The sequence below is a fragment of the Massilia forsythiae genome (genome assembly GCF_012849555.1).
In the GTDB taxonomy this organism is placed as follows: domain Bacteria; phylum Pseudomonadota; class Gammaproteobacteria; order Burkholderiales; family Burkholderiaceae_D; genus Telluria; species Telluria forsythiae.
This window is the reverse complement of record NZ_CP051685.1, coordinates 464,833-486,492: the sequence shown is the minus strand read 5'-3', so window position 1 is coordinate 486,492 and position 21,660 is coordinate 464,833. Positions and strand designations below refer to the sequence as shown.

The following is a 21,660-nucleotide window of genomic DNA, read 5'->3' as shown; positions in this document are numbered from 1 at the left end:
GGAGTCCACATGCCTACCTCGTCGCCAGTTTTCTTTCCGATGGCCCAACCCGTCCGCCACAACGTCCATCCTCTGGGCGCCACACTGGCCCGGTACCAGATAGCGGACGCGTGCTGCACGCCCGAGCGCGAGCAGGCCGTCCCGAAGCCGGCGCCGCGGCCGCAGCGCGGCACGCTCGCCGACCTCGACCTGAACCTGCACTGCTCGATCATCGGTACCTGCCTCACGACCACCGAGCTGCGCAGGCTGGTCCCGCGCTTTGCGCCGCACATCGACCGCAAGCGGGCGAGCGACCTGGACATCCACCACGCCGCGGTCGAGCTGACCTGCGAGGGCGGGCCGGCGCGCAAGGAAATCAACAAGGCGCTCGACACTCGCCACGCGCTGGTGATCCGCAAGTTCAAGGCGGCCGTCGACGAGGCGGCATTGCGTGCCCTGTGGCAGGACGCCATGGCCAGCGGCGAAATTCCCGGCGCCTACTGGGCGCTGATGACGCATCCGTGCCTGACGCCGGAAGTGCGGGCGCTGGCGTTCGGCGACGTGCACATGCTGTCGCATCTGGTCGGCGCCTCCAACCGGGCCGATATCCGGCGCCTGGTGGCGCTGGAAGGCGAGTGCGCAGCGCTGCGCGAACGCGACGAACGCCAGCAGGCGCGCCTGCGCGATCTCAGTGTCGGCCACGCGCAGGCGCTGCGCGCCATGGAGGCGCAGGTGCAGGCCCTGAGCGCGCAATGCCGGCGCCCGCAGGCGCACGAACTGGAAGACGAGGTGGTGCGCCTGCGCGCGGCGCTGGCCGAGCGCGATGCGGCCCTGGCCTTGCATGCGGAGCGCCACGCCGCTGCCGAGCACAAGCTGGCGGCCAGCGAATCGGCCGCCGGCGCGCTGCGCGACAGCCTGGAGCGCCTGCAGCAGGACCTGAGCGCGGCGCGCGCAGAGGCCGGCGCCGCCGAATACGCGTTGAGCCGCCTGTTGGAAGTCGACGGCGGCGACGGCAGCCAGGCCGCGCTGCCGCGCCTGGATGGCGCTTGCATCGCCTACGTCGGCGGACGGCCCGGCGCCACCGCCACGCTGGACCGGCTGGTCGGCGCGGCCGGCGGCGAACTGTTGCTGCACGACGGCGGCATCGAGGAGCGCACGGGCACGCTGGCGGCGTTGCTGTCGCGCGCGGACATGGTCGTGTTCCCGGTCGATTACATCAGCCACAATGCGATGCACGCGATCAAGCGGCTGTGCGAGCAAACCGGGGTGACCTACTATCCGCTGCGCTCGGCGGGCGTGGCCAGTTTCGTGCTGCTGATGCAGCGCGTGTTCGGGGCAAGGCAGGTTGGTGCGGCGGTTGCTTCGGCAGGCACCGCGCGTTTTTGCCTGCATCACGGCTGACTGCTCGTCGTCCCCGCGCAGGCGGGGACCCATACTGAGCAACAGAATTCACTACCATTGAAGCAACTGGAATATTTCAGAAATACCAACTGTGGATGCTCAGCATTGGTCCCCGCCTTCGCGGGGACGACGATCTTAAGGCCAGCAATACTATCTTGGACAGCAGTGCGCCTGCGCTGGGAGTCGTTTTAGGCAATGCCTGGAACGACGGCTTTTCGCAACTTTTATATTAGCCGCCGAAACCGCCGCCACCGCCGCTGTTGCCCCCACCACTGCCATTGCCAAACCCGCCGCCGCCGCCATTGCGTCCCCCCGGCCCGCCGCGGAACATGCCGCGTCCGCCATTGCGGATGCGCTCGTCCCCGGTCACGCCGCCCCACTGGTAGCGCAGGCCCAGCGTGAAGATGCGCGCCTGGGTGGTCGACAGCGAATGCAGGCGCAGCACTTCGTTCTCGACATAACTGTCGGTATTGCCCGCCCCGAACACGTTGTTCACGTTCAGGTTCAGCGACAGGCGCGGCGAAAAGCGGTGCTGCCAGGTGAAGTTGGTCATGGTGGTGGCGCCGTTGACGCCCTGGCCGTTCAAGCTCTGGCCGTTGCGGTTGACGCTCAGCTGCAGCGATTCGGCGTCGAACTGGTAGGCAAGGCGCAGCCGCACGTTCTCGCGGTGGTTCTTCTGCTCCACCGATACGTTGTCGCTGAAATTGAAGAGGCGCATGCGCGTCTCGTTGCCGATCGTCGTGCCCAGGTTGGCGGACAGGCCCTGGACGAACAGCCGGCGCGCGTTGACATTCAGTTCGATACCGGTCGAATCGTTGGCGCCGAAGTTGATCGGCGTGGTGACGATCACATTCGGGTCGCTCGCCAGCAGGGTGCTGCGGTTGCCGATCACCGGCGATTCGCGCCGTTTATACAGCGTGACGCTGGTGTCGACGCTGAAGAAGTTGTCGCGGTAGGCCAGCTCGTACGAATCGTTGTCGACCGGCTCCAGGTTCGGATTGCCCTGGCGCGCATAGAAGTCGCTCAGATAGACCAGGTTCGGATTCAGGTCGCGCTCGTTGGGGCGCGCGATGCGCCGGCTCGCGCGCAGTTGCAGCTCGCCGCCGTGTTCTCCCAGGCCCTGGGTGGCGTAGAAGCTCGGCAGCCAGTTCAGATAGGTGTAATGGTCTTCCTCGGCCAGCAGCGGCTGGCGTATCTTCAATTCCGTGTATTCGCCGCGAATGCCGGCCTGGACCTGCAGGTCCTTGAAGAACCTGGTGCTGAGGATGCCGTACACGGCGGCGTTGCGGTCGTCCGAGCGGAAGTCGCTGATGCGGCTCGCTACCGGCTCGTAGTTGCCGCTGGCCGGGTTGACGGCCAGGTAGTCGGTGCCGTTGGCGTTGCGGCTGTCCGCCACCTTGGCGCCGGCTTTCAGCAGCCAGGTCGACCACACGGTGCGCTGGTAATCCAGCGACAGGTCGACGATGCGGTTGCGGCGGTCGGTCGTGCGGCGGTTGTCGGTGGCGTAGCGCAGCGGCGCCAGGCGGTAGTCGTAGAACACGTCGGCATCGGCGTCGTTGGTCTGGCCGGTGTAGCGCAGGTCGAACTTCAGCTCCTCGCCCGGTTCGCCGCTCTTGTGGACGTAGGACGCGCCCAGGCCGAAGTTCTGCGCCGGCGAACTGCTGGTCGAGCGCGTGGAATAATCGGCGGCCGGCAGCATGCCGGGCCCGAAGCGCCGGGTGCTGCCCGTGCTTTCGCTGTCGTTCTGCGTCTTCGAAAAGCTCAGCGTGGCCCCGGCCTGGTCGCGCTCGCCGACGTTGTAGGTGAGGGTGGAAGCGAAGTTGACCGAGGTCGAGGGCGAGCGCCGCTCGCTGGCCGAGTTGGTGGCGCCGATGGCGCTGCCGGTCTGCGGATCGAGGTCTTCGCGCTGCGATTCGCTATGGCCGCTGCGCAGCGCCTTGCGCACGCCGAGGTTGCCGCTGATCGAATACGGGCCGGCCGCATATTCTCCGTTCAGGAAGCCGTTGTAGCGGTCCTCGGTGCCCTTGTTGGCGCTGAGCGAGGCGCGCGAACCGGGCTTGCGGTTGCGTTTCAGGACCAGGTTGATGATCGGGCCGCTGCCGCCCTCGTTGCCGAATTCCGCGCCCGGCACGTTGATCACCTCGATCGATTCGATGTTCTCGGCCGGGAAGGCGTTCAATGCGTCGCCGCGGTTCTGGCCCTGGAACTGGGCGTCGCGCTTGCCGTTGACCATGATCTGCACGTTCTGGTTGCCGCGCAGCGCCACCGTGCCGTCCTGGTCGACCGAGACCGAGGGCACGTTGTTGAGGATGTCGGCCGCCGAGGCGTTGCTGACGCTGATGTCGTTCTTGAGGTCGTACACGTCGCGGTCGACCTTGTTGGTCGGGCGAGAGGCGACCACTTCGACGGTCGCCATGTCGTCGGCGGCGCCGGCCTGCGGCTCGGGATCGGCCGTGCCGGAGCGCGTGCCCGCGGCCGTGGCGTCGGCGGTCGTCTGGGCCGGAGCGGCGGTGGGCAGCGTGCCCGGCGCGGGCGCCCCCGAGCCGCTTGCCGGCGACGGCGCCCGGTTGCGCGGGCGCTCGGGTGGCGCTGCCGGTGCGGCCGTCTGCGCGAACAGCGGCTGCGCGACGCAGCAGCCCAGCAGCAGCGCGGGCAGCGCCTTGCGCTTCAGGGACGGAGGAAGGGAGGCGGAAAGAAGGCAGGGCATGGTGACGGCGATGGTTGTTCTGTTGTCGGCGCTGGCGGCCAGGATGCGAACTTAACGCGGCCGAACGCGTCGCGCCGACCGCAGCGCCAAACAATCACGCGTCTGATCGCTTGTCAATACGGCCATGAAACGAAGTGCGCCGCGGCGACACCGGGCGCCATGGCCGCTCGCTGCCGCCGATGCCGGGCCACAGTATAATGCCCCGATCCGCGCCACTCCAGGCGCCGACGCCGCCTACACACCATGACCGCCACTCCCACCCTGGAATCGAAAGCCGAATCGCTGATCCGCGCGACCGGCGCGCGCCTGACCAGGCCGCGCATGCGCGTGCTGAGCTTCCTGCTGGAGCAGGGCCGGCCGCTGACCCACAACGAGGTGCTGGAAGCGCTGCCGGGCGAGAAGCTGGACGCGGTGACCCTGTACCGCGTGCTGGAATGGCTGACCGGGCACCGCATCGTGCACCGCATCGAAGGGGCCGACCATGTGTGGCGCTTCAGCGCCGATCCCGACCGCCACGGCCACGAGCACGCGCATTTCCAGTGCACCCGCTGCGAGACCGTCACCTGCGTGAACGACATGCCGCTGCCGCCCAAGGTCACCCTGCCGGCCGGCTTCACCAGCGAGGAAGTCAACTTGCTCATCAAGGGCACCTGCGCGCGCTGCAAAGGCTGAGCTGCACGTCAAGCGTGCAGTGCCCGCGGCATACGCGTAAACTGATCGGTAACGGAGATGCCGCGGCGACGCGGCATCTCCGGCATTTCCTACCGCCGACACGTCCGCTCACGCCATGACCCCGACACCCGCCATCCGCTCCGCCTTCACCCCTGCCGGCACCCTGCGTGCCGCCATCAATCTCGGCAACCCGATCCTGGCCAGCGCCGACGCGCAGGACGGCGCGCGCGGGGTCTCCGTCGACCTGGCGCGCGAATTCGCCCGCCTGCTCGGCGTGGAACTGGAACTGGTGGTGGTGGACGCGGCCGGCAAGTCGGTCGACGTGGTGGTTGCCGAAGGCGCCGACATCGGTTTCTTCGCCATCGACCCGGTACGCGGCGCCGCCATCGCCTTTACCGACGCCTACGTGCTGATCGAAGGTTTTTATCTGGTGCGCGACGGCTCGCCGATCCGCGCCAACACGCAGGTCGACGACGCCGCGCACCGCGTGGTGGTGGGCAAGGGCAGTGCATACGATCTGCACCTGACGCGCTCCCTGCAGAAAGCGCGCATCGAGCGCGCGCCGACTTCGCCGGCGGTGGTCGATACCTTCCTCGCCAGCGGTGCCGACGTGGCGGCCGGCGTCAAACAGCAACTGCAGGCGGATGCGCGCCGCCTGGGTGGCCTGCGCCTGCTGGACGAACGCTTCATGGTGATCCGCCAGGCGATGGGCACGCCCAAATCGCGCGGCGCGGAAGCGGCGGCCTTCCTGGCCGCGTTCGTCGAGGCGCGCAAGGCGGACGGCTTCGTCGGCGCGGCCCTGGCGCGCCACGGCATCGAAGGCGCCTCGGTCGCACCGCTGGGCGAAAGCGCTGCAAAATAAGTGACGCTCGGCTAATATTGAATGTTTCGACAGATCCAGGGCGTGTGTCTTGCCGCCCGCAGCAGCTCGACAATTAGCCGGACACCGGCACAGGAGAAAAGATGAGTACCGAAAGCAGCCTGAACGAGGCCAAAGACACCCAGTTGCGCGCGGACGCGCTGGAATACCACCGCAGCCCGGTGCGCGGCAAGATCGAGGTGGTGGCAACGAAGCCGCTGTCGAACCAGCGCGACCTGTCGCTGGCCTATTCGCCGGGCGTGGCCTACGCCTGCGAAGAGATCGCCGCCGACCCGGCCACCGCCGCCGACTACACCTCGCGCGGCAACCTGGTGGCCGTGATCTCGAACGGCACCGCGGTGCTCGGCCTGGGCAACATCGGTCCGCTGGCATCGAAGCCGGTGATGGAAGGGAAGGGCTGCCTGTTCAAGAAATTCGCCGGCGTCGACGTGTTCGACCTGGAACTGGCCGAGAACGATCCCGACAAGCTGATCGAAGCCATCGCCATGCTGGAGCCGACCGTGGGCGGCATCAACCTGGAAGACATCAAGGCGCCGGAATGCTTCTACATCGAGAAGAAGCTGAGCGAGCGCATGAAGATTCCGGTCTTCCACGACGACCAGCACGGCACCGCGATCATCTCTAGCGCGGCGCTGCTGAACGCATTGAAAGTGGTCGGCAAGGACATCGCCGACGTGAAACTGGTGGCTTCCGGCGCCGGCGCCGCGGCCATCGCCTGCCTGGACATGATGGTCAGCCTGGGCGTACAGCAAAAGAACATCTACGTCACCGATTCCAAGGGCGTGATCTGGCAGGGCCGCGAAGCCAACATGGAAGCCAACAAGGCGCGCTACGCGCAAGCGACCGATGCGCGCACGCTGGCCGACATCGTGAACGGCGCCGACGTGTTCCTGGGCTGCTCGACCGCCGGCGTGCTCACCGGCGAAATGGTCAAGACCATGGCGGACCAGCCGGTGATCCTGGCGCTGGCCAACCCGGAACCGGAAATCCGTCCGGAAGTGGCCAAGGCCGCGCGCCCGGACGTCATCATCGCCACCGGCCGTTCGGACTACCCGAACCAGGTCAACAACGTGCTGTGCTTCCCGTACATCTTCCGCGGCGCGCTCGATTGCGGCGCCACCCGCATCACCACGGAGATGAAGCTGGCGTGCGTGACCGCGATCGCCGAGCTGGCCGAGGCCGAGCCGAACGACGCCGTGGCCGCTGCCTACGCCGGCGAGGAACTGTCGTTCGGTCCGGAGTACATCATCCCGAAGCCGTTCGATCCGCGCCTGATCGCGGCGATCGCCCCGGCCGTGGCCGCCGCCGCCGCCGCTTCCGGCGTGGCCGCGCGCCCGATCGAGGACATGGACGCCTACCGCGAAAAGCTGGGCCAGATGATCTACCACACCGGGTTCTTCATGAAGCCGGTGTTCGCCAAGGCCAAGGCCAATCCGCGCAAGGTCGCCTACGCCGAAGCCGCCGACCAGCGCGTGCTGCGCGCGGTGCAGACCGTGGTCGACGGCGGCATGGCCAGGCCGGTGCTGATCGGCCAGGCCGGCGAGATCGAGCAGGCCATCAGGCAGTCGGGCCTGCGCCTGCGCCGCGACGTCGACTACACGCTGGTCGAAGCCGAGGGCGACACCACGTTGCAGGGCGCGCGTCTGCTGAAGAACGGCGACGTCGACGCCCTGATCTGCGGCATGAAGGGCAGCTACGACAGCCACCTGGCGCATGTGAAGAACGAGATCGGCACGGCGCCCGGCGCCGAGGTGCTGGCCGCGATGAACGCGCTGGTGCTCGACAAGATGACCCTGTTCATCACCGACACCTACGTCAACGACGCGCCCTCGGCGCAGGAACTGGCGGCGATCACGCGCCTGGCCGCGGAAGAGCTGCGCCATTTCGGCCTGGAGCCGAAGGCAGCGCTGCTGTCGCACTCGATCTTCGGTTCCTCGAACCGGCCGTCGGCGCAGCGCATGCGCGAGGCGCGCCGGATCCTGGCGGACACGGCGCCGGAACTGGCGGTGATCGGCGAGGTGCACGGCGACGCCGCGCTGTCGGAAGACATCCGCCGCCTGTACCAGCCGGATGCATCGGCCGATGGCGCGGCGCAGGGCTTCGGCGGCAGCGCCAACCTGCTGGTAATGCCGTCGCTGGACGCCGCCAACATCCTGTTCAACGTGCTGAAGGTCGCCGCCGGCAAGGGCGTGACCGTCGGCCCGATCCTGCTGGGCGCGGCCAAGCCGGTGCACATCCTGAGCCCGAGCGCGACGGTGCGCCGCATCGTCAACATGACGGCGCTGGCGGTGGCGGGCGTGCGCCAGGGGTAAGCCGGCATCCGGCGCCGGTGCCCAACGTCATCGCCAACCTACGTCGTCCCCGCGCAGGCGGGGACCCATGCTGACGATAATGAAGCCGAGACGCTGGCATCTCGACTTCGGTTACTCAGTATGGGGTAAAGAATGCCAGTGGCATTCTTTACCCTGCGCGGGGACGACGTTTACGCGTACGTGTCCTATAATGCCCGCATGGTCAGGACGACAAAACACTGGGTCGCGTACGTCTGGATCGCCATCCTGGCGATCCTGTTCAATGCGCTCGTCCCGGTGGCTTCCCACGCCGTGAATGCCTGGCTTCCCATCGCCGCGGACCCGTCCGCCGGCCTGGAAGTCTGTACCGCCATGGGCATGGAAACGATGGCCATGCCCGCCGCGCCGGACCCGTCCGGCGAATCGGCCTCCGACAAGCTGATCAAGGGGATGACGCACTGCGGCTATTGCGTCACCCACGCCGGCAGCTTCGGCTTGCCGCCGCAGGTGCCGGCGCCGTTCGCCGTGCTGGGCGGGCACGACCTGTTCCCCACGCTGTTCTTCCAGGCGCCGCGCCCGCTGTTCTCGTGGTCGCCGGCGCAGGCGCGCGCACCGCCTTTCCTGGCTTGACCCTTCGCGGCCCCGCGCCGCCTCCGTGATCGACCGGATTGCCGGCGTGCCTGCGCGCCCGGCTGCGTCCGCGCGCCGCTGCCTGTGCGCCGCTGCCTGCGCGCCGCTATATCCATCGATCGCATCACAGCCCAGGAACAGTACAGGAACCAGCATGAACCCCATCCGCATCCCGGCGGCGCTGAGCGCGCTCGCCGCCGCCATCCCGCTTGCCCACGCCCAGCAGGCGTCCGCACAAGAGAGCGCCGCCACGCAGCCGATCCCGCAAGTCGTCGTCAGCGCCACTGCGGACAACGCCCGCCTGGACGAGCGCGCCGCCACCGGCTCGCATCTCGATATCACGCGCATGCAGACGCCGGCCAGCGTCGACGTCATCACGCGCGCCCAGCTGGAGCAGCGCGGCGACACCATTCTCACCCGCGCCATCACGCGTGCGCCCGGCCTGAGCGGCCTGCCGCATCCCGGCAACGGCGGCTCCTCGCTGGCCGCGCGCGGCTTCACCGACACCGTGTCCGTGATGCGCCTGGTCGACGGCATGCGCCAGTACGGCGGCGTGGGCGTCACCTATCCGTTCGACACCTGGTCGGTCGAGCGCATCGAGGTGCTGCGCGGGCCGGCTTCGGTGATCTATGGCGAGGGCGCGATCGGCGGCGTCGTCAACGTGATCCCGAAGCAGCCGTCGCGCAGGGCGCCGGAAAGCGAGCTGCAGGCCGCCGTCGGCAGCCAGGGCACGCGCCGCCTGGCCGCGGGCAGCGGCGGCGCCATCGACGAGCGCTGGTCGTACCGCGTCGACGCGAGCGGCGAGCGCTCCGGCGGCTGGGTCGACATGGGCGAGTCCAGCAGCCATGCGCTGTCCGGCGCGCTGCGCTTCGACGTCTCGCCCGAACTGAACCTGAAACTCAGCCTGGCGCAGGGGCGCCAGAAACCGATGCGCTACTTCGGCACGCCGCTGGTCGACGGCCGCCAGCTGGAGGCGCTGCGCGAGAAGAACTACAACGTCGCCGACAGCACGATTGCGTACGAGGACACCTGGGCCGACCTGGCGCTGGAGTGGCGCCCGAACGCGGCCGTGCGCGTGCGCAGCCGCCTGTACCACGTCGCCAGCCGGCGCCATTGGCGCAACGCCGAAAGCTACGTCTGGAATCCGGCCACGCGCCTGGTCGACCGTGCCGACGACACCGAAATCCTGCACGACCAGGCGCAGACCGGCAACACCACCGATGCCAGCGTCAAGGGCCGCCTGTTCGGGCTGGAGAACCAGGTCTCGGGCGGGTTCGATCTCAGCCGCAGCCGCTTCACCCACGCCAACAACACCTACGTCGGCTCGCCGCCGGCGGTCGATGCCTTTAATCCGATCGCCGGCCTGTTCACCAGTCCCGAGCCGACGATTCCGCGCTACCGTATCGCGGCGCGCCAGTACGCCTTGTTCCTGGAAGACCGGCTGCAGCTGGACGAACGCTGGTCGGTGCTGGGCGGCGTGCGCTACGACCATGCCGGCCTGGTGCGCACCAACCTGGTGGCGGGTGTGCCGGTCTACGACAAGACCTTCGCCGACACCGGCTGGCGCCTGGGCACGGTCTACCAGGCCGATCCGGCGCTGGCGCTGTATGCCCAGGTTGCGCGCGCGGCCGATCCGGTCGGCGCGCTGTTCTTCCTGTCGCCGGCCAGCAGCGCTTTCGAAAACGCCAGCGGGCGCCAGTTCGAGGTGGGCGCCAAGCGGTCGTTCTGGGACAGGCATGGCGAATGGACGCTGGCCGCCTACGACATCCGGAAGAACAACCTGCTCACGCGCGATCCGCAGGATCCGGCGCGCAGCATCCAGGTCGGACGCCGTTCCTCGCGCGGCATCGAAGGCAGCCTGACGCTGGCGCTGGCCGCGGGCTGGACGCTGGACGCCAACGCGTCCCTGCTGCGCGCCCGCTTCGACGACTTCACCGAGCAGGACAACGGCGTGCCGGTGTCGCGCGCCGGCAAGCTGCCGCCCGACGTGCCGCGCCGCCTGGCCAACCTGTGGCTCGGCCGGGATGTCGCGCCCGGCTGGAACGCCGGCGCCGGGCTGCGCCACGTGGGCGCGCGCTTCGCCGACAATGGCGACACCCTGCGCATGCCGTCGTACACCGTCACCGACCTGCTGCTGCGCTGGCAGGCGGCGGCGCGCACCAGCCTCGCGCTGCGCGCTTTCAACGTGTTCGACAAGCGCTACTACGACACTGCCTACTACACGCCGACCCAGTGGCTGGCGGGGCCGAGCCGGCGCGTCGAGCTGGTGCTCGACCAGCGCTTTTGAGCGGGGCCGGCATGGCACTCGCTGGCCGTATGAAACGCAGCGTCTTCCTGGTGCATCGCTGGACCGGCGTGCTGATGTGCGCGTTGATGGCGCTCTGGTTCGCCAGCGGCATGGTCATGCTGTTCGCCGGCTATCCGAAGCTGACGCCGGCCGAACGCCTGGCCAATCTGCCGGCGCTGCGCCGGGATGGCTGCTGTATCGGGCCGGCGGCGGCGCTGGCGCATGCGCGCGCCCCCGGCGCGGTGCAGTCGCTGGTGCTGACCTCGATCCGCGGCCGTCCGTTCTACGTACTGGTCGACGGCGACGGCGCGGTGCGGGCGGTCGATGCGCTCGACGGCGCGGCGGCCGGGCCGGTCGGCGCTGTCGAGGCGCTGGCCGGCGCGCGCGTCTTCGTGCCGGGCGCCGCCGCGCATTACGCCGGCACGGTGATGGAAGACCGCTGGACCCATGCGCGCGCCTTCGACGCCCACCGGCCGCTGCACGTGGTCGACATGGACGATGCGGCGGCGACCCGGCTGTACCTGTCGTCGGCCACCGGCCAGGTGCTGCTGGACGCGCCGCGCGCGCAGCGGCTGTGGAACTTCGCCGGCGCCTGGCTGCACTGGCTGTACATGCTGCGCAACCAGCCTTCCGATCCGGCCTGGACCTGGACCGTCATCGTCCTGTCCGCGCTGGGCGTGGTGGCGGCATTCACCGGTATCCTGAACGGCATCTGGCGCTGGCGTTTCAAGGGACGCTACAAGAACGGCCGCAAATCGCCGTTCCGCGAAGCGGTGCTGCACTGGCACCACGTGCTGGGGCTGGCGTTCGGACTGCTGCTGTTCGGCTGGATCCTGAGCGGGCTGATGTCGATGAACCCGCTCGGCATCTTCGATGCGCGCGGGCGCGCGCCGGACGCCGCCGCCTTCGCGGGCGGGCGCCCGGGGCAGCTGCGGCCGGACATCGGCGTGGCGGCCGCGCTGGCGCTGCTGGATGCGGACGGCTTCGGTGCCGTCGAACTCGAATGGCGCGTGCTGGGCGGCCAGCCCTACCTGCTGGCGCGCGACGGCGGCAACGGCACGCGCCTGGTGGCGCCAAACGCCGCGTCGACGCAGGCGGGGCAGGGAACGGCATTCCGGGTGCTGCGGCGCTGGCCCGATGCAACGCTGCTGCAGGCCGCGCGGCGCCTGCTGCCGGCCGCCGTCGAGGGACACGACGTACTGCACGCCTACGACGCCTATTACTACAAGCGCCAGGTGCAGTCGATGTACGGCGCCGACGACAAGCGCCTGCCGGTGCTGCGCGTGACCTATGCCGATGAAGGACGGACCTGGGTGCACCTGGACCCGTTCACCGGCAGCGTGGAATCGGGCATGGACCGCTCGCAGCGGCTGGGGCGCTGGCTGTTCAACTTCCTGCACAGCTGGGACTTGCCGGCCATGCTGGATGCCGGCTGGCTGCGCGAGGCGGTGCTGGTCCTGCTCGCCTGTGGCGGGCTGGCGCTGAGCGCGACCGCGACCGTGCTGGGCGCGCGCCGGCTGCGCATGGCGTCGAAAAAGGCGGGATGAATCAGGCGCAGCGCGGCTGCTGGCGGCGTTCGTGGTGACGCGTCGCCAGCGGGTCGCGCACCGTACGCATCAATATGTCGGACGGCACGCCGCAGCTGTCGAGGTAAGCCAGGGCGAAGCCGAGGCCGCGCGTCTGTTTCAGGAAGAGCGCGTATTCGACCGTCATTCCGGTTTCTTCGTCGATTCGTCGTTGGGTCATGATGTCGGTCCGCATGGAATTTCCGCAGACAGCATTGTTTGTTATCAATGATATATCACGACCGCGTCATTACGCCAACATTGTGTTAATAATTGTTACGAAATCATGACAATGGCATGACGCCGGCTTCAACCGGCCGTCGCACAGTGGTGCTTGGAAGTTTCGAGGACGGCGCAGGTGGCGCCGGTCACCTTGCCGGTTTCGTCGCGTAGCGGGGTGGCGTTGACGACGATGTGCAGCAGGTCGTCGGGGGCGAAACGGATCGCCATGTGCCGGCCCCAGACTTCCTCGCCGCTGGCGGCGGCGCGCTGCAGCGGCAGGTCGTCCACGGCCACCGGGCGGCCGTCGATCACCACGTCGAACGCGCGCATGCCCGGTCCGCTCAGCGACGGACTTTCCGCCGGCTGCAGGCGCAGCATGCGCCGGCCCATGCCGTTGGCGCGCACGTGGCGGCAGGCGCGGTCGGTGGCGATGAAGATCGAGGCAGGCGTGGTTTCCAGCACGCTTTCCAGTTCGGCGGCGCGGCGCCGCTCGCGCGCTTCGCTGTCGCGCAGCGCGTTCGCCAGGCGCGTCTGCTCGGTGATGTCCTCGGTGGTCACCGACACGCCCAGCAGGCCGCCGTCCGGTCCGACCAGCGGATGCATGCTTTCGCGGAAAGTGCGGCGCGTGCCCGGCTGGGCGGCGGTGCTGCCCTCGAACACCAGGCCGACCATCGGCCGGCCGGTGCGCAGCACTTGCTGCAGGCTGATCTCGGTGGCCGCCGCGATCTCGGGCACCACGTCGCGCAGCTGCTTGCCGAAATGCTCTTCCGCGCTCAAGCCGTTGATGTCGGCGAGCATGCGGTTGATGCGCACGTAGCACAGCTGGCAATCGAAGACGGCGAAACCGAGCGGCGCATGGTCGAGCAGGGCTTCCATGTCGCGCGCCGCGCGCTGCAGGATGTCCATGTCGCGGCCCTGGCGTGCAATGCGCTGTTGCTGGCGCGCCAGCAAAAAGGCGGTGACGCCGGCCAGGGGCATCAATACCAGCATGATTTCTGCGCTTGGAACCAGCACGGTATTCTCCGCTTGGTAACCGATGGTTATCGTTCAACCATAAATATAGCTCATCTAAACAGAAAATTTGATACTAATCAAAGTGATTTTTGGTGACATCGGTTACTTCATGCATGCCGATTGCCGGATTGGGAAAAAGAAACGGAACGGTTGCACTGCCTACCCGATCCGGGTGGCGCAGCGCACGGCGCGGCCGGGCCGGGCGGCCCGCATACGTCACGGGGAAGGGGCGATTCAGGGATGGGAGGACAGCCGTTCCAGCCAGTCGCGCAGCGGGCGCGCCGCCGCTTCCCAGCGCGGCTCCAGCATCAGCGCGTGCGCCATGCGCGGCACCAGCAGCGAGGGCACGCCATAGTAGGCGGCGCTGCCGCGCACCGCGTCGGCGCCGATGAAGCGGTCGGCCGCGCCGCCCAGCACAAACATCGGCGGCGCGCGCCAGGGCGCCGGCGCGAACGGGCGCCAGCCCTGCAGTTCCATGCCGACCCGGCGCGATTCGCCGCCGGTGCGGGCGATGAAGCGCGCATAGTCGGCATCCGGCAGGTCGTCGGAAAACAGGTTGCGCCGCATGACGGCCGGGTCGAGCGCCGCAGCGTCGCCGCCCAGGCGCAGCATCTGCTGGAACAGGTCGGGCGCGCTCCACAGCATCTGCCAGGCGGACCAGGCCAGGCCCCACGGCGGCACCGAGGCCAGCAGGGCGGCGCCGAGCGCCTTGCCGCCGCCGCGCAGCCAGTCCTGCACCACGGCGCCGCCCAGCGAGTGGCCGATCACCACCAGCGGCGCGTCATCCAGCGCCGCCGCGGTGCGCCGCAGGTCTTCGGTGTAGTCGGCCAGGCGCCAGTCGTCGAGGCGGTCGCGTCCCGCGCTGGCGCCGTGGCCGCGCAGGCTGAGCGCGTGGACTTCGAAGCCGGCGTCGGCCAGGTAGGGCATGAAGTGTTCTTCCCAGACCCAGGCGCCGACGCAGATGCCGTGTACCAGCAGCAGGCGCGGCGCGCCCGCACGCGGCCGCGCCGGACGGCGCACGATGGTTTCCAGCGTCAGCATGAGGGCGGGGAGGGCGGCGCGTCCGCCCGGACCGGCGCGGACGGCGCCAGGCACGGCGCCGCCTGCGCGGCCGCCAGTGCGGGCGCCGGTGCGCTGGTCAGCCAGGCCTGCAGCGCCGGGAAGTCCACCGGCTTGGTCAGGTGATGATCGAAACCGGCGGCGCGGGTGCGCTGGCGGTCGGCTTCCTGGCCCCAGCCGCTCAGGGCCAGCAGGCGCGTGCCGGCGAAGCGGGCTTCGGCACGGATGTAGCGCGCCACCGTCAGGCCGTCCATCTCGGGCATGCCGAGGTCGAGCAGCACGGCGCCGGGTGCGAATCCATCCAGCGCGGCCAGGGCACTGCGGCCGTCGTAGAAGGTGCGCACCACGGCGCCGTGCGATTCCAGCAGCAGCGACAGCGTATCGGCGGCGTCGCGGTTGTCGTCCACCACCATGATGCGCTGGTCCTCGAGCTCGCCGCGTTCCGGCAACGGCGTGTCGTCGCCTTCGGCTTCGGCATCGTGCAGCAGCGGCAGGCGCACCACGAATTCGCTGCCCTGGTGCACGCCGGCGCTGTGCGCCTCGACGGTCCCGCCGTGCATCTCGACCAGCTTGCGCACGATCGCCAGGCCGATGCCGAGGCCGTCGGCGCCGCTCACCGCGGCATGCTGGTGCGCCTGGGCGAACATCTCGAACACGCGCGGCAGTTCGCTATCGGGAATGCCGAGGCCGTTGTCGCGCACCCGGATCGCCACGTCGTCGCCCTCGTGCATGGCGCTCAGCCAGATGTGGCCGCCGGCCTCGGTGTACTTGGCGGCGTTGTTGACCAGGTTGGTCACGATCTGGGTCAGGCGCATGCTGTCGGCCAGCACGGTGAGCGGCTGTTCCGGCAGCGATACCGTCAACTGGTGATGGGCGCGCTCGACCAGCGGGCGGCTGGTCTCGACCGCGTCGCGCACGGCGTCGGCCAGTTCCACCACTTGCCGGTCGAGCTCGATCTTGCCGCGCGTGATGCGCGAGATTTCCAGCAGGTCGTCGACCAGCTTGACGATCTGCTTGACCTGGCGCTCGACGATGCCCATCAGGCGGTCGGTCACGCGCCGCCCGTCCGGGCGCCGCATCAGGTGCACGGCGTTGCTGATCGGCGCCAGCGGGTTGCGCAGCTCGTGCGCCAGCGTGGCCAGGAATTCGTCCTTGCGGCGGTCGGCTTCCTGCAGCGCCTGTTCGGCGCGGGCGCGTTCGATCGCCGCCCAGGTGCGCTCGGCGGTTTCCTGCATCAGCCCGATCTCGGCCTTGCTCCAGCGGCGCGGCCGGTCCTGGTGCACGAACAGGATCGCCACCAGCGCGCCGTCCTTGACCAGCGGCGCGTTGACCGAGGCGGCGATCTGCAGCGCGGCGTGGGCGCGCTGCGCTTCCTCGCCCAGCGGTTCGCTTGCGATATCCGCATGCACCACCAGGTGCCCCGAGCGGAACGCCGGCAGCAGGTGGGCGCCGAAATCGTCGTAGCGGTACAGGCCGTCCAGCTGGGCCACGCCGTTGGCATAGGCGCGGCTGATGGCGAGGTGGCCGCTGCCTTCGTCGATGCCGTAGCCGACGCGGCTGGCATGCAGGTGCTGGCCGAGTACGCGCGCGGCCTCGGCCTGGACCTGGGCCGGGTCGCTCAGCGGACGCAGCACGTCGTTCAATTCGAGCAAGAAGGCCTGGCGCTGCTCGTTGCGGCGCAGTTGTTCCAGCGCGCGCTGGCGTTCGACGAAATCGGCCGCGGTCCAGGCCAGCATGTCGACCAGGCGCACCGCTTCGTCACCCGGCGGCTGCCTGGACGGATGGCCGGTGCGCAGCATGCCGACCGTTTCGCCGTTGCGGTTGACCATCGGCGTCGAGCGGTACGGCACGCCGTCGCCGTCGCCGTCGCCGTCGCCGCCGCTGCCGCGCCGCGCCACGGTCTCGAACGAACCGTCGGCCGCGGTCAGCTGCACGCAGCCGTGTTCGGCATGGGCGAAGGCGCAGGCGCTGCGCAGGATCAGGTCGAGCGCCGGCTGCAGTTCGGTTTCGGTGGCCAGGCGGGCGTGCAGGCCGTACAGGCGGCGCATGGCGTCCAGGTCGCTCGATTGGTCTCCCAGGCGCCAGGCCGCCGCGGCGAAGCCGCCAAGGGCATCGAGCAGGCGCGCATCGCCGCCGTCGAAACGGCGCTGCGCATGCCGCGTGGCGATCCACACGGCGCCGCGCACCGTGCCGTCCAGGCGCCACGGCACCGCCAGCACCTCGGCGGCTTGGGCGATGGCGCCGGCGGCCCCGGCCGACGCGGCGGCGCGCTCGGCCAGGGCATGACGGCGCAGCGTACCTGCAAGCATACCGGGATATTTGGCCTGGCCCTCGATGGCTGGCCCGTCGAGGATGCTGACGCCAGCCGCGTCGGCGCCGCACAGCGCCAGCGCCTGCTCGGCGATCTGCTGCAGCACGGTGCGCGGACTGGCCGCGAGGCAGTGCGCGAGCGCGGACAAGGCCGCGTTCTCGGCGCGCTCGTCGCGCGGGCGGGGTGGACGGTGCGCGAGTTCCTCTACGGTGAGGACGTCATCGGCGCTTCCCTTGTTGTCGGAAGAAAGGTCTTGAGGCATGTTGCTGAGTGGCTTCCATGGCGTGGCGCGCCGGAAGCGGCACCTGTGAATGAGGTTTCATCGTAGGCCAGGGCGGCAGCACCGGACAAGGGCGGCATTCGCGTGTCCGCGTAGGCGCAGGCGTACAGACGAGCCTATGGCTGTGCCGGAGCGCGCCCCGGAATGCAAGCGGGCGCCGCAGGGGCGCCCGGTGCATGTTCACGCGCCAGCGCGTGCGCGGAACGGGTCCGCGCACGCGCTGGCGCGGCGGTCAGCCGCGCTGCTGCAGCGGCACTTCCTGGTCGCCCAGCAGGATCTTGTCCGGCGTGATCGGCGTGCTGCGCAGGCGCTTGCCGGTGGCGTGGAAGATGGCGTTGGAAATCGCGGCGGCGACGCCGACGATGCCGATCTCGCCCACGCCCTTGACGCCCAGCTGCTTGCTGACGATGCGGTCGTCCTCTTCCACGAAGATGACGTCGATATCGTGGATGTCGGCGTTGGCCGCGATGTGGTACTCGGCGTAGTTGTGGTTCATGAAGCGGCCCAGGCGGTGGTCCGTATGGGTTTCTTCATGCAGCGCCTGGCTGATGCCCCAGACCACGCCGCCGACGATCTGGCTGGCTGCGGTCTTGCCGCTGATGATGCGCCCGGCGGCCACCGCGTCGACCACGCGCGTCACCCGCACCATGCCCAGCTTCTCGTTGACGCGCACCTCGCAGAACACGGCCGAGTGCACCGCGCGCACGTACTTGCGCTGCTTGAGCATCTGCGGGGTCATCAGGAATTTTTCCTCGACCCGCTCCTTGCCGGCCTGGGCCAGCAGGGCGCTCAGCTGCACCGCCTGCTCCGGCTTGCCGTGCGGCTGGATGGCGCCGTCCTCGAAATCGACTTCCTTCGGCTTCAAACCTTTGAACGCCGAATCCGGCAGTTGCTGGGCCAGCTTGAGCAGGGTCGCCTTGAGCTTGTCGCAGGCGCCGGCCACGCCGGAACCGACGGTGGCCACGTGCGACGAGCCGCCCTCGATCGGCGCCATCGGCAGCGTCGAGTCGCCCAGCTGGAAGGTCACCCGCTCCATCGGCAGCCCCATCGCTTCCGCCGCGATGATCGACATCGCGGTGTAGGTGCCGGTGCCGATGTCGGTGGCCGCGCTGGACACCACCAGCCGGCCGTCGGCGTGCAATACCGCCGACACGCGCGCCACCATCACCAGCGAATCCCAGATGCCGGTGGCCATGCCCCAGCCGACCAGCTCGTCGCCGTCGCGCATCGAGCGCGGCGCCAGCGGACGGTCCTTCCAGCCGAAGCGCTCGGCGCCCTGCAGGTAGCACTGGCGCAGTTCCTTGGTGGAGTAGGGCTTGCCGTCGAGCGGGTTGGTCTCGGCGTAGTTCAGCAGGCGCAGTTCGAGCGGGTCCATCTCCAGTTTATACGCCAGCTCGTCCATCGCGATTTCCAGCGCCTGCACGCCGTGGGCGGCGCCGGGCGCGCGCATGTCGATCGGGCTGTAGCGGTCCTGTGCCACCAGCTTGTAGCCGAGCTCGATATTCTCGCAGGCGTACAGCTGGCCGGACCAGTTGACCACCACCTCGACGTAGTCTTCCAGGCGCGAGGTCTCGTGCACCGCCTCGTGGTAGATGCCCTGCAGCTTGCCGTCCTGGCCGGCGGCCAGCTTGAGCTTCTGCCAGGTTTCCGGGCGGTGGCCGAAGCTGAACATCTGCTGGCGCGTCAGCACCACGCGCACCGAGCGCTTGAGCTTCTGCGCCGCCATCACCGCCAGCGGCAGCTGGTATTGCGGACGCAGGCCGGAACCGAAGGCGCCGCCCACGTACGGGTTGCGCACCGTGACCTTGTCCTTGGACAGGCCGAAGCCGTGCGACACGAACCAGCGGCTGTTCTGCGAGCTCTGCGTCTTGTCGTAGATGGTCAGGTGGCCATCCTCGCCGTAGATGACGGTGGAGGCGAACATCTCCATCGGATTGTGGTGCTCGACGCCGTTGTAGAACTCGGACTCGACCTTGACCGGCGCCGCCTGCCACGCCTTGTCGAAATCCCCCTTGGACGAGGGCGGCGTGAAGCCGGCCTTCATCGGCCGCGGTTTATACGCCATGTGCAGGTTGTCGAGCATGTTGGTCTCGTGCTGCTCGACGTCGTAGGTGACGCGCACCAGCGCGGCGGCGTGGCGCGCTTCCTCGAAGGTCTCGGCCACTACCAGCGCGATCGGCTGGCCGCTGTAGAACACCCGGTCGCTGTACAAAGGACGGAAGGGCGAGCCGCCGGGGGCGGTCATGTCCTTCCAGGCGATGTCGAGCGAGCGCATCTTGGGGCGGTTCTCGTGGGTCAGCACCTCGATCACGCCGGGCGCGGCCAGCGCCGCCGACACGTCGAGCTGCTTGATGCGGCCCTTGGCCACGGTGCCGCTGACGACCACGCCGTAGCTCAGGTCGTCGGCCTCGTGCTCGGCGGCGTACTTGGCGGCGCCGGTGACCTTGTCGCGGCCATCCACGCGCGAAACCGGCATGCCGGCGCGCACGCGGCCGGTGCCCTCGGGCGCGGACGGGGCGCGCAGTTCGGGGATCAGGTCGGTCATGGTCGTTCTCCGTTCGGTTGCTGGTTGCCCTTGCCCTGGGCGTGTTCGGTGCCGCGGGTGGCGGTGGTCAAGGCCTGGACGATGGCGTTGCGGGCCAGGACCAGCTTGAAGTCGTTTTGGCCGTAGCCGCGCGCGCCCTGCAGGATGCGTTCGGCGGCGGCCTCGAAGGCGGCCTCGCCGGTGGCCTTGCCCACCAGCGCCGCTTCCGCTTCCTCGACGCGCCACGGCTTGTGGGCGACGCCGCCCAGCGCGATGCGCGCGGCGCGGATGGTGCCGCCGGCATCGATGTCGAGCGCGGCCGCTACCGACACCAGCGCGAACGCGTACGACAGGCGGTCGCGCACCTTGATGTAGGCGGAGTGTGCGCGGAAGCGGTCGGCGTCCGGCACCGTGATGTGGGTGATCAGTTCGCCCGGCTGCAGGGTGCTGTCCAGGTCCGGACGGTCGCCCGGCAGGCGGTGGAAGTCGGCGAACGGGATCGCGCGCTCGCCGCCCTTGCCGCGCACGTGCACGGTGGCGTCCAGCGCGCGCAGCGCCACGCACATGTCGGATGGGTGGGTGGCGATGCATTGCTCGCTGGTGCCCAGGATCGCCAGCTGGCGGTTGACGCCGTGCTTGGCCGGGCAGCCGGTGCCGGGTTCGCGCTTGTTGCAGGGCGTGCCGACGTCGTAGAAATACACGCAGCGGGTGCGCTGCAGCAGGTTGCCGCCGTTGGTCGCCATGTTGCGCAGCTGCGGCGAGGCGCCGGCCAGGATCGCCGACGACAGCAGCGGATAGCGTTCCTTGACCAGCGCGTGGTAGGCGGTGTCGGCGTTGCGCGCCAGCGCGCCCAGGCGCAGGCCGCCGTCGGCTTCCTCGACCTTGTCCAGGCCGGCCTTGCCGAGCAGGTTGATGTCGACCAATTGCGTGGGCGACATCACGTTTTCCTTCATCAGGTCGAGCAGGTTGGTGCCGCCGGCGACCGGGCGGGCGCCCTCGCTCGCCAGCAGGGCCAGGACGCCGTCGACGTCCTGCGGTTGGGAGAAGGCGAATGGTTTCATGTCAGCACCGCTCCCGTGGTGAAGCCTTCTTTCTTGGTGTCGGGCTCTTCGATGCCCATCACCTGGATCACCGCGCGCGCGATCTGCGGGTAGGCGCCGCAGCGGCACAGGTTGCCGCTCATCAGTTCGCGCACGTCGTCGCGACATCGGGCTTGCCCCTCGGCGATCAGGCCGGCGGCCGAACAGATCTGGCCGGGCGTGCAGTAGCCGCACTGGAAGGCGTCCTGCTCGATGAAGGCTTGCTGCAGCGGATGCAGTTCATTGCCCTTGGCCATGCCTTCGATGGTGGTCACCTCGTGGCCGTTCTGCATGACGGCCAGGGTGAGGCAGGAATTCACGCGCTTGCCGTCGACGAGCACGGTGCAGGCGCCGCATTGGCCGTGGTCGCAGCCTTTCTTGGTGCCGGTCAATCCGGCCCGTTCGCGCAGCAGGTCGAGCAGGGTGACCCAGGATTCGACGTCGAATTCCCGGTCCTGTTCGTTGATGCGCAGCCGGATGGGGTACTTCTGGTAGAGGTCCATGACCGTCCTTTCATGAGCGAAGCTCCCACCATACGCAGAGCCGTGCGGCGGTTCGGTTAAGTGCCACACATAATGTCAATTCGCTATCTTATTGCGGGAAATGCGTAGACGATCCAATGCATTGAGGCTAACGCGCAACATGCCGGCAGCGTCATTCATTTGTGCGCAACAACTCTACGTTACGATATCGGCATGTCGATGATTTTACAGTTGTGTTATAGGAAACCGATGCCGCGTGCACGGTGCCCGGTATTTC

15 protein-coding genes are annotated in these 21,660 nt (G+C 69.0%); 7 read left to right on the top strand and 8 right to left on the bottom strand.

Annotated elements, in window-relative coordinates:
* Positions 1-39 precede the first annotated feature (39 nt).
* Positions 40-1,380: a DUF2325 domain-containing protein gene (locus HH212_RS02125; protein ID WP_169433877.1), complete on the top strand. Its 1,341-nt coding sequence runs from the start codon at positions 40-42 to the stop codon at positions 1,378-1,380.
* A gap of 229 nt (positions 1,381-1,609) precedes the next feature.
* On the opposite strand, the gene HH212_RS02120 is transcribed toward HH212_RS02125, so the two are convergent.
* On the bottom strand, positions 1,610-4,087 hold the full coding sequence (locus tag HH212_RS02120; protein WP_169433876.1) for a TonB-dependent receptor domain-containing protein: 2,478 nt from the start codon (positions 4,085-4,087) through the stop codon (positions 1,610-1,612).
* A 243-nt stretch (positions 4,088-4,330) separates the two neighbouring features.
* Here HH212_RS02120 and HH212_RS02115 point away from each other — a divergent pair, with 243 nt between their 5' ends.
* The 6 genes from HH212_RS02115 (at position 4,331) to HH212_RS02090 (ending at position 12,394) form a co-directional block, all read left to right on the top strand.
* On the top strand, positions 4,331-4,759 hold the full coding sequence (locus HH212_RS02115; RefSeq protein ID WP_169433875.1) for a Fur family transcriptional regulator: 429 nt from the start codon (positions 4,331-4,333) through the stop codon (positions 4,757-4,759).
* A 115-nt stretch (positions 4,760-4,874) separates the two neighbouring features.
* Entirely contained in the window at positions 4,875-5,621 is a 747-nt protein-coding gene (locus HH212_RS02110; RefSeq protein ID WP_169433874.1) for a transporter substrate-binding domain-containing protein, read from the top strand.
* 101 nt (positions 5,622-5,722) lie between these two features.
* The gene (locus HH212_RS02105) at positions 5,723-7,951 is read left to right on the top strand and encodes an NADP-dependent malic enzyme (protein WP_169433873.1); all 2,229 of its coding nucleotides are present in this window, start codon (positions 5,723-5,725) and stop codon (positions 7,949-7,951) included.
* Between the two features lie 198 nt (positions 7,952-8,149).
* Positions 8,150-8,560, top strand: coding sequence for a DUF2946 domain-containing protein (locus HH212_RS02100; protein ID WP_169433872.1), 411 nt, complete (start codon positions 8,150-8,152; stop codon positions 8,558-8,560).
* A gap of 154 nt (positions 8,561-8,714) precedes the next feature.
* Positions 8,715-10,847: a TonB-dependent receptor gene (locus HH212_RS02095; protein WP_169433871.1), complete on the top strand. Its 2,133-nt coding sequence runs from the start codon at positions 8,715-8,717 to the stop codon at positions 10,845-10,847.
* A gap of 29 nt (positions 10,848-10,876) precedes the next feature.
* A complete protein-coding gene (locus HH212_RS02090; RefSeq protein WP_229217523.1) occupies positions 10,877-12,394 on the top strand; it encodes a PepSY domain-containing protein in 1,518 nt (505 codons plus the stop codon).
* A gap of 1 nt (position 12,395) precedes the next feature.
* On the opposite strand, the gene HH212_RS02085 is transcribed toward HH212_RS02090, so the two are convergent.
* The 7 genes from HH212_RS02085 to HH212_RS02055 form a co-directional block, all read right to left on the bottom strand.
* Positions 12,396-12,593, bottom strand: a complete 198-nt coding sequence (locus HH212_RS02085; RefSeq protein ID WP_169433869.1) for a hypothetical protein — start codon at positions 12,591-12,593, stop codon at positions 12,396-12,398.
* Positions 12,594-12,721: 128 nt separating this feature from the next.
* On the bottom strand, positions 12,722-13,648 hold the full coding sequence (locus HH212_RS02080) for a PAS domain-containing protein (RefSeq protein WP_169433868.1): 927 nt from the start codon (positions 13,646-13,648) through the stop codon (positions 12,722-12,724).
* Positions 13,649-13,882: 234 nt separating this feature from the next.
* Complete coding sequence (locus HH212_RS02075) at positions 13,883-14,743, bottom strand: alpha/beta hydrolase (protein ID WP_169433867.1); 861 nt, start codon at positions 14,741-14,743, stop codon at positions 13,883-13,885.
* Positions 14,683-17,280, bottom strand: a complete 2,598-nt coding sequence (locus tag HH212_RS02070; protein WP_169433866.1) for a hybrid sensor histidine kinase/response regulator — start codon at positions 17,278-17,280, stop codon at positions 14,683-14,685. The genes HH212_RS02075 and HH212_RS02070 overlap by 61 nt, the downstream gene beginning before the upstream one ends.
* 250 nt (positions 17,281-17,530) lie before the next feature.
* Positions 17,531-19,843, bottom strand: a complete 2,313-nt coding sequence (locus HH212_RS02065; RefSeq protein ID WP_169433865.1) for a xanthine dehydrogenase family protein molybdopterin-binding subunit — start codon at positions 19,841-19,843, stop codon at positions 17,531-17,533.
* Complete coding sequence (locus HH212_RS02060) at positions 19,840-20,883, bottom strand: FAD binding domain-containing protein (RefSeq protein ID WP_169433864.1); 1,044 nt, start codon at positions 20,881-20,883, stop codon at positions 19,840-19,842. The genes HH212_RS02065 and HH212_RS02060 overlap by 4 nt, the downstream gene beginning before the upstream one ends.
* Positions 20,880-21,404 carry a (2Fe-2S)-binding protein gene (locus HH212_RS02055; RefSeq protein ID WP_169433863.1) on the bottom strand — a complete coding sequence of 175 codons (525 nt, stop codon included), beginning with the start codon at positions 21,402-21,404 and terminating at the stop codon, positions 20,880-20,882. The genes HH212_RS02060 and HH212_RS02055 overlap by 4 nt, the downstream gene beginning before the upstream one ends.
* Positions 21,405-21,660 lie beyond the last annotated feature (256 nt).

Coding starts and splice junctions, on each gene's coding strand:
- HH212_RS02125 (WP_169433877.1), top strand. CDS start 40: ATGGCCCAACCCGTCCGCCACAACGTCCATCCTCTGGGCGCCACACTG.
- HH212_RS02120 (WP_169433876.1), bottom strand. CDS start 4,087: ATGCCCTGCCTTCTTTCCGCCTCCCTTCCTCCGTCCCTGAAGCGCAAG.
- HH212_RS02115 (WP_169433875.1), top strand. CDS start 4,331: ATGACCGCCACTCCCACCCTGGAATCGAAAGCCGAATCGCTGATCCGC.
- HH212_RS02110 (WP_169433874.1), top strand. CDS start 4,875: ATGACCCCGACACCCGCCATCCGCTCCGCCTTCACCCCTGCCGGCACC.
- HH212_RS02105 (WP_169433873.1), top strand. CDS start 5,723: ATGAGTACCGAAAGCAGCCTGAACGAGGCCAAAGACACCCAGTTGCGC.
- HH212_RS02100 (WP_169433872.1), top strand. CDS start 8,150: ATGGTCAGGACGACAAAACACTGGGTCGCGTACGTCTGGATCGCCATC.
- HH212_RS02095 (WP_169433871.1), top strand. CDS start 8,715: ATGAACCCCATCCGCATCCCGGCGGCGCTGAGCGCGCTCGCCGCCGCC.
- HH212_RS02090 (WP_229217523.1), top strand. CDS start 10,877: ATGAAACGCAGCGTCTTCCTGGTGCATCGCTGGACCGGCGTGCTGATG.
- HH212_RS02085 (WP_169433869.1), bottom strand. CDS start 12,593: ATGACCCAACGACGAATCGACGAAGAAACCGGAATGACGGTCGAATAC.
- HH212_RS02070 (WP_169433866.1), bottom strand. CDS start 17,280: ATGCCTCAAGACCTTTCTTCCGACAACAAGGGAAGCGCCGATGACGTC.
- HH212_RS02065 (WP_169433865.1), bottom strand. CDS start 19,843: ATGACCGACCTGATCCCCGAACTGCGCGCCCCGTCCGCGCCCGAGGGC.
- HH212_RS02060 (WP_169433864.1), bottom strand. CDS start 20,883: ATGAAACCATTCGCCTTCTCCCAACCGCAGGACGTCGACGGCGTCCTG.
- HH212_RS02055 (WP_169433863.1), bottom strand. CDS start 21,404: ATGGACCTCTACCAGAAGTACCCCATCCGGCTGCGCATCAACGAACAG.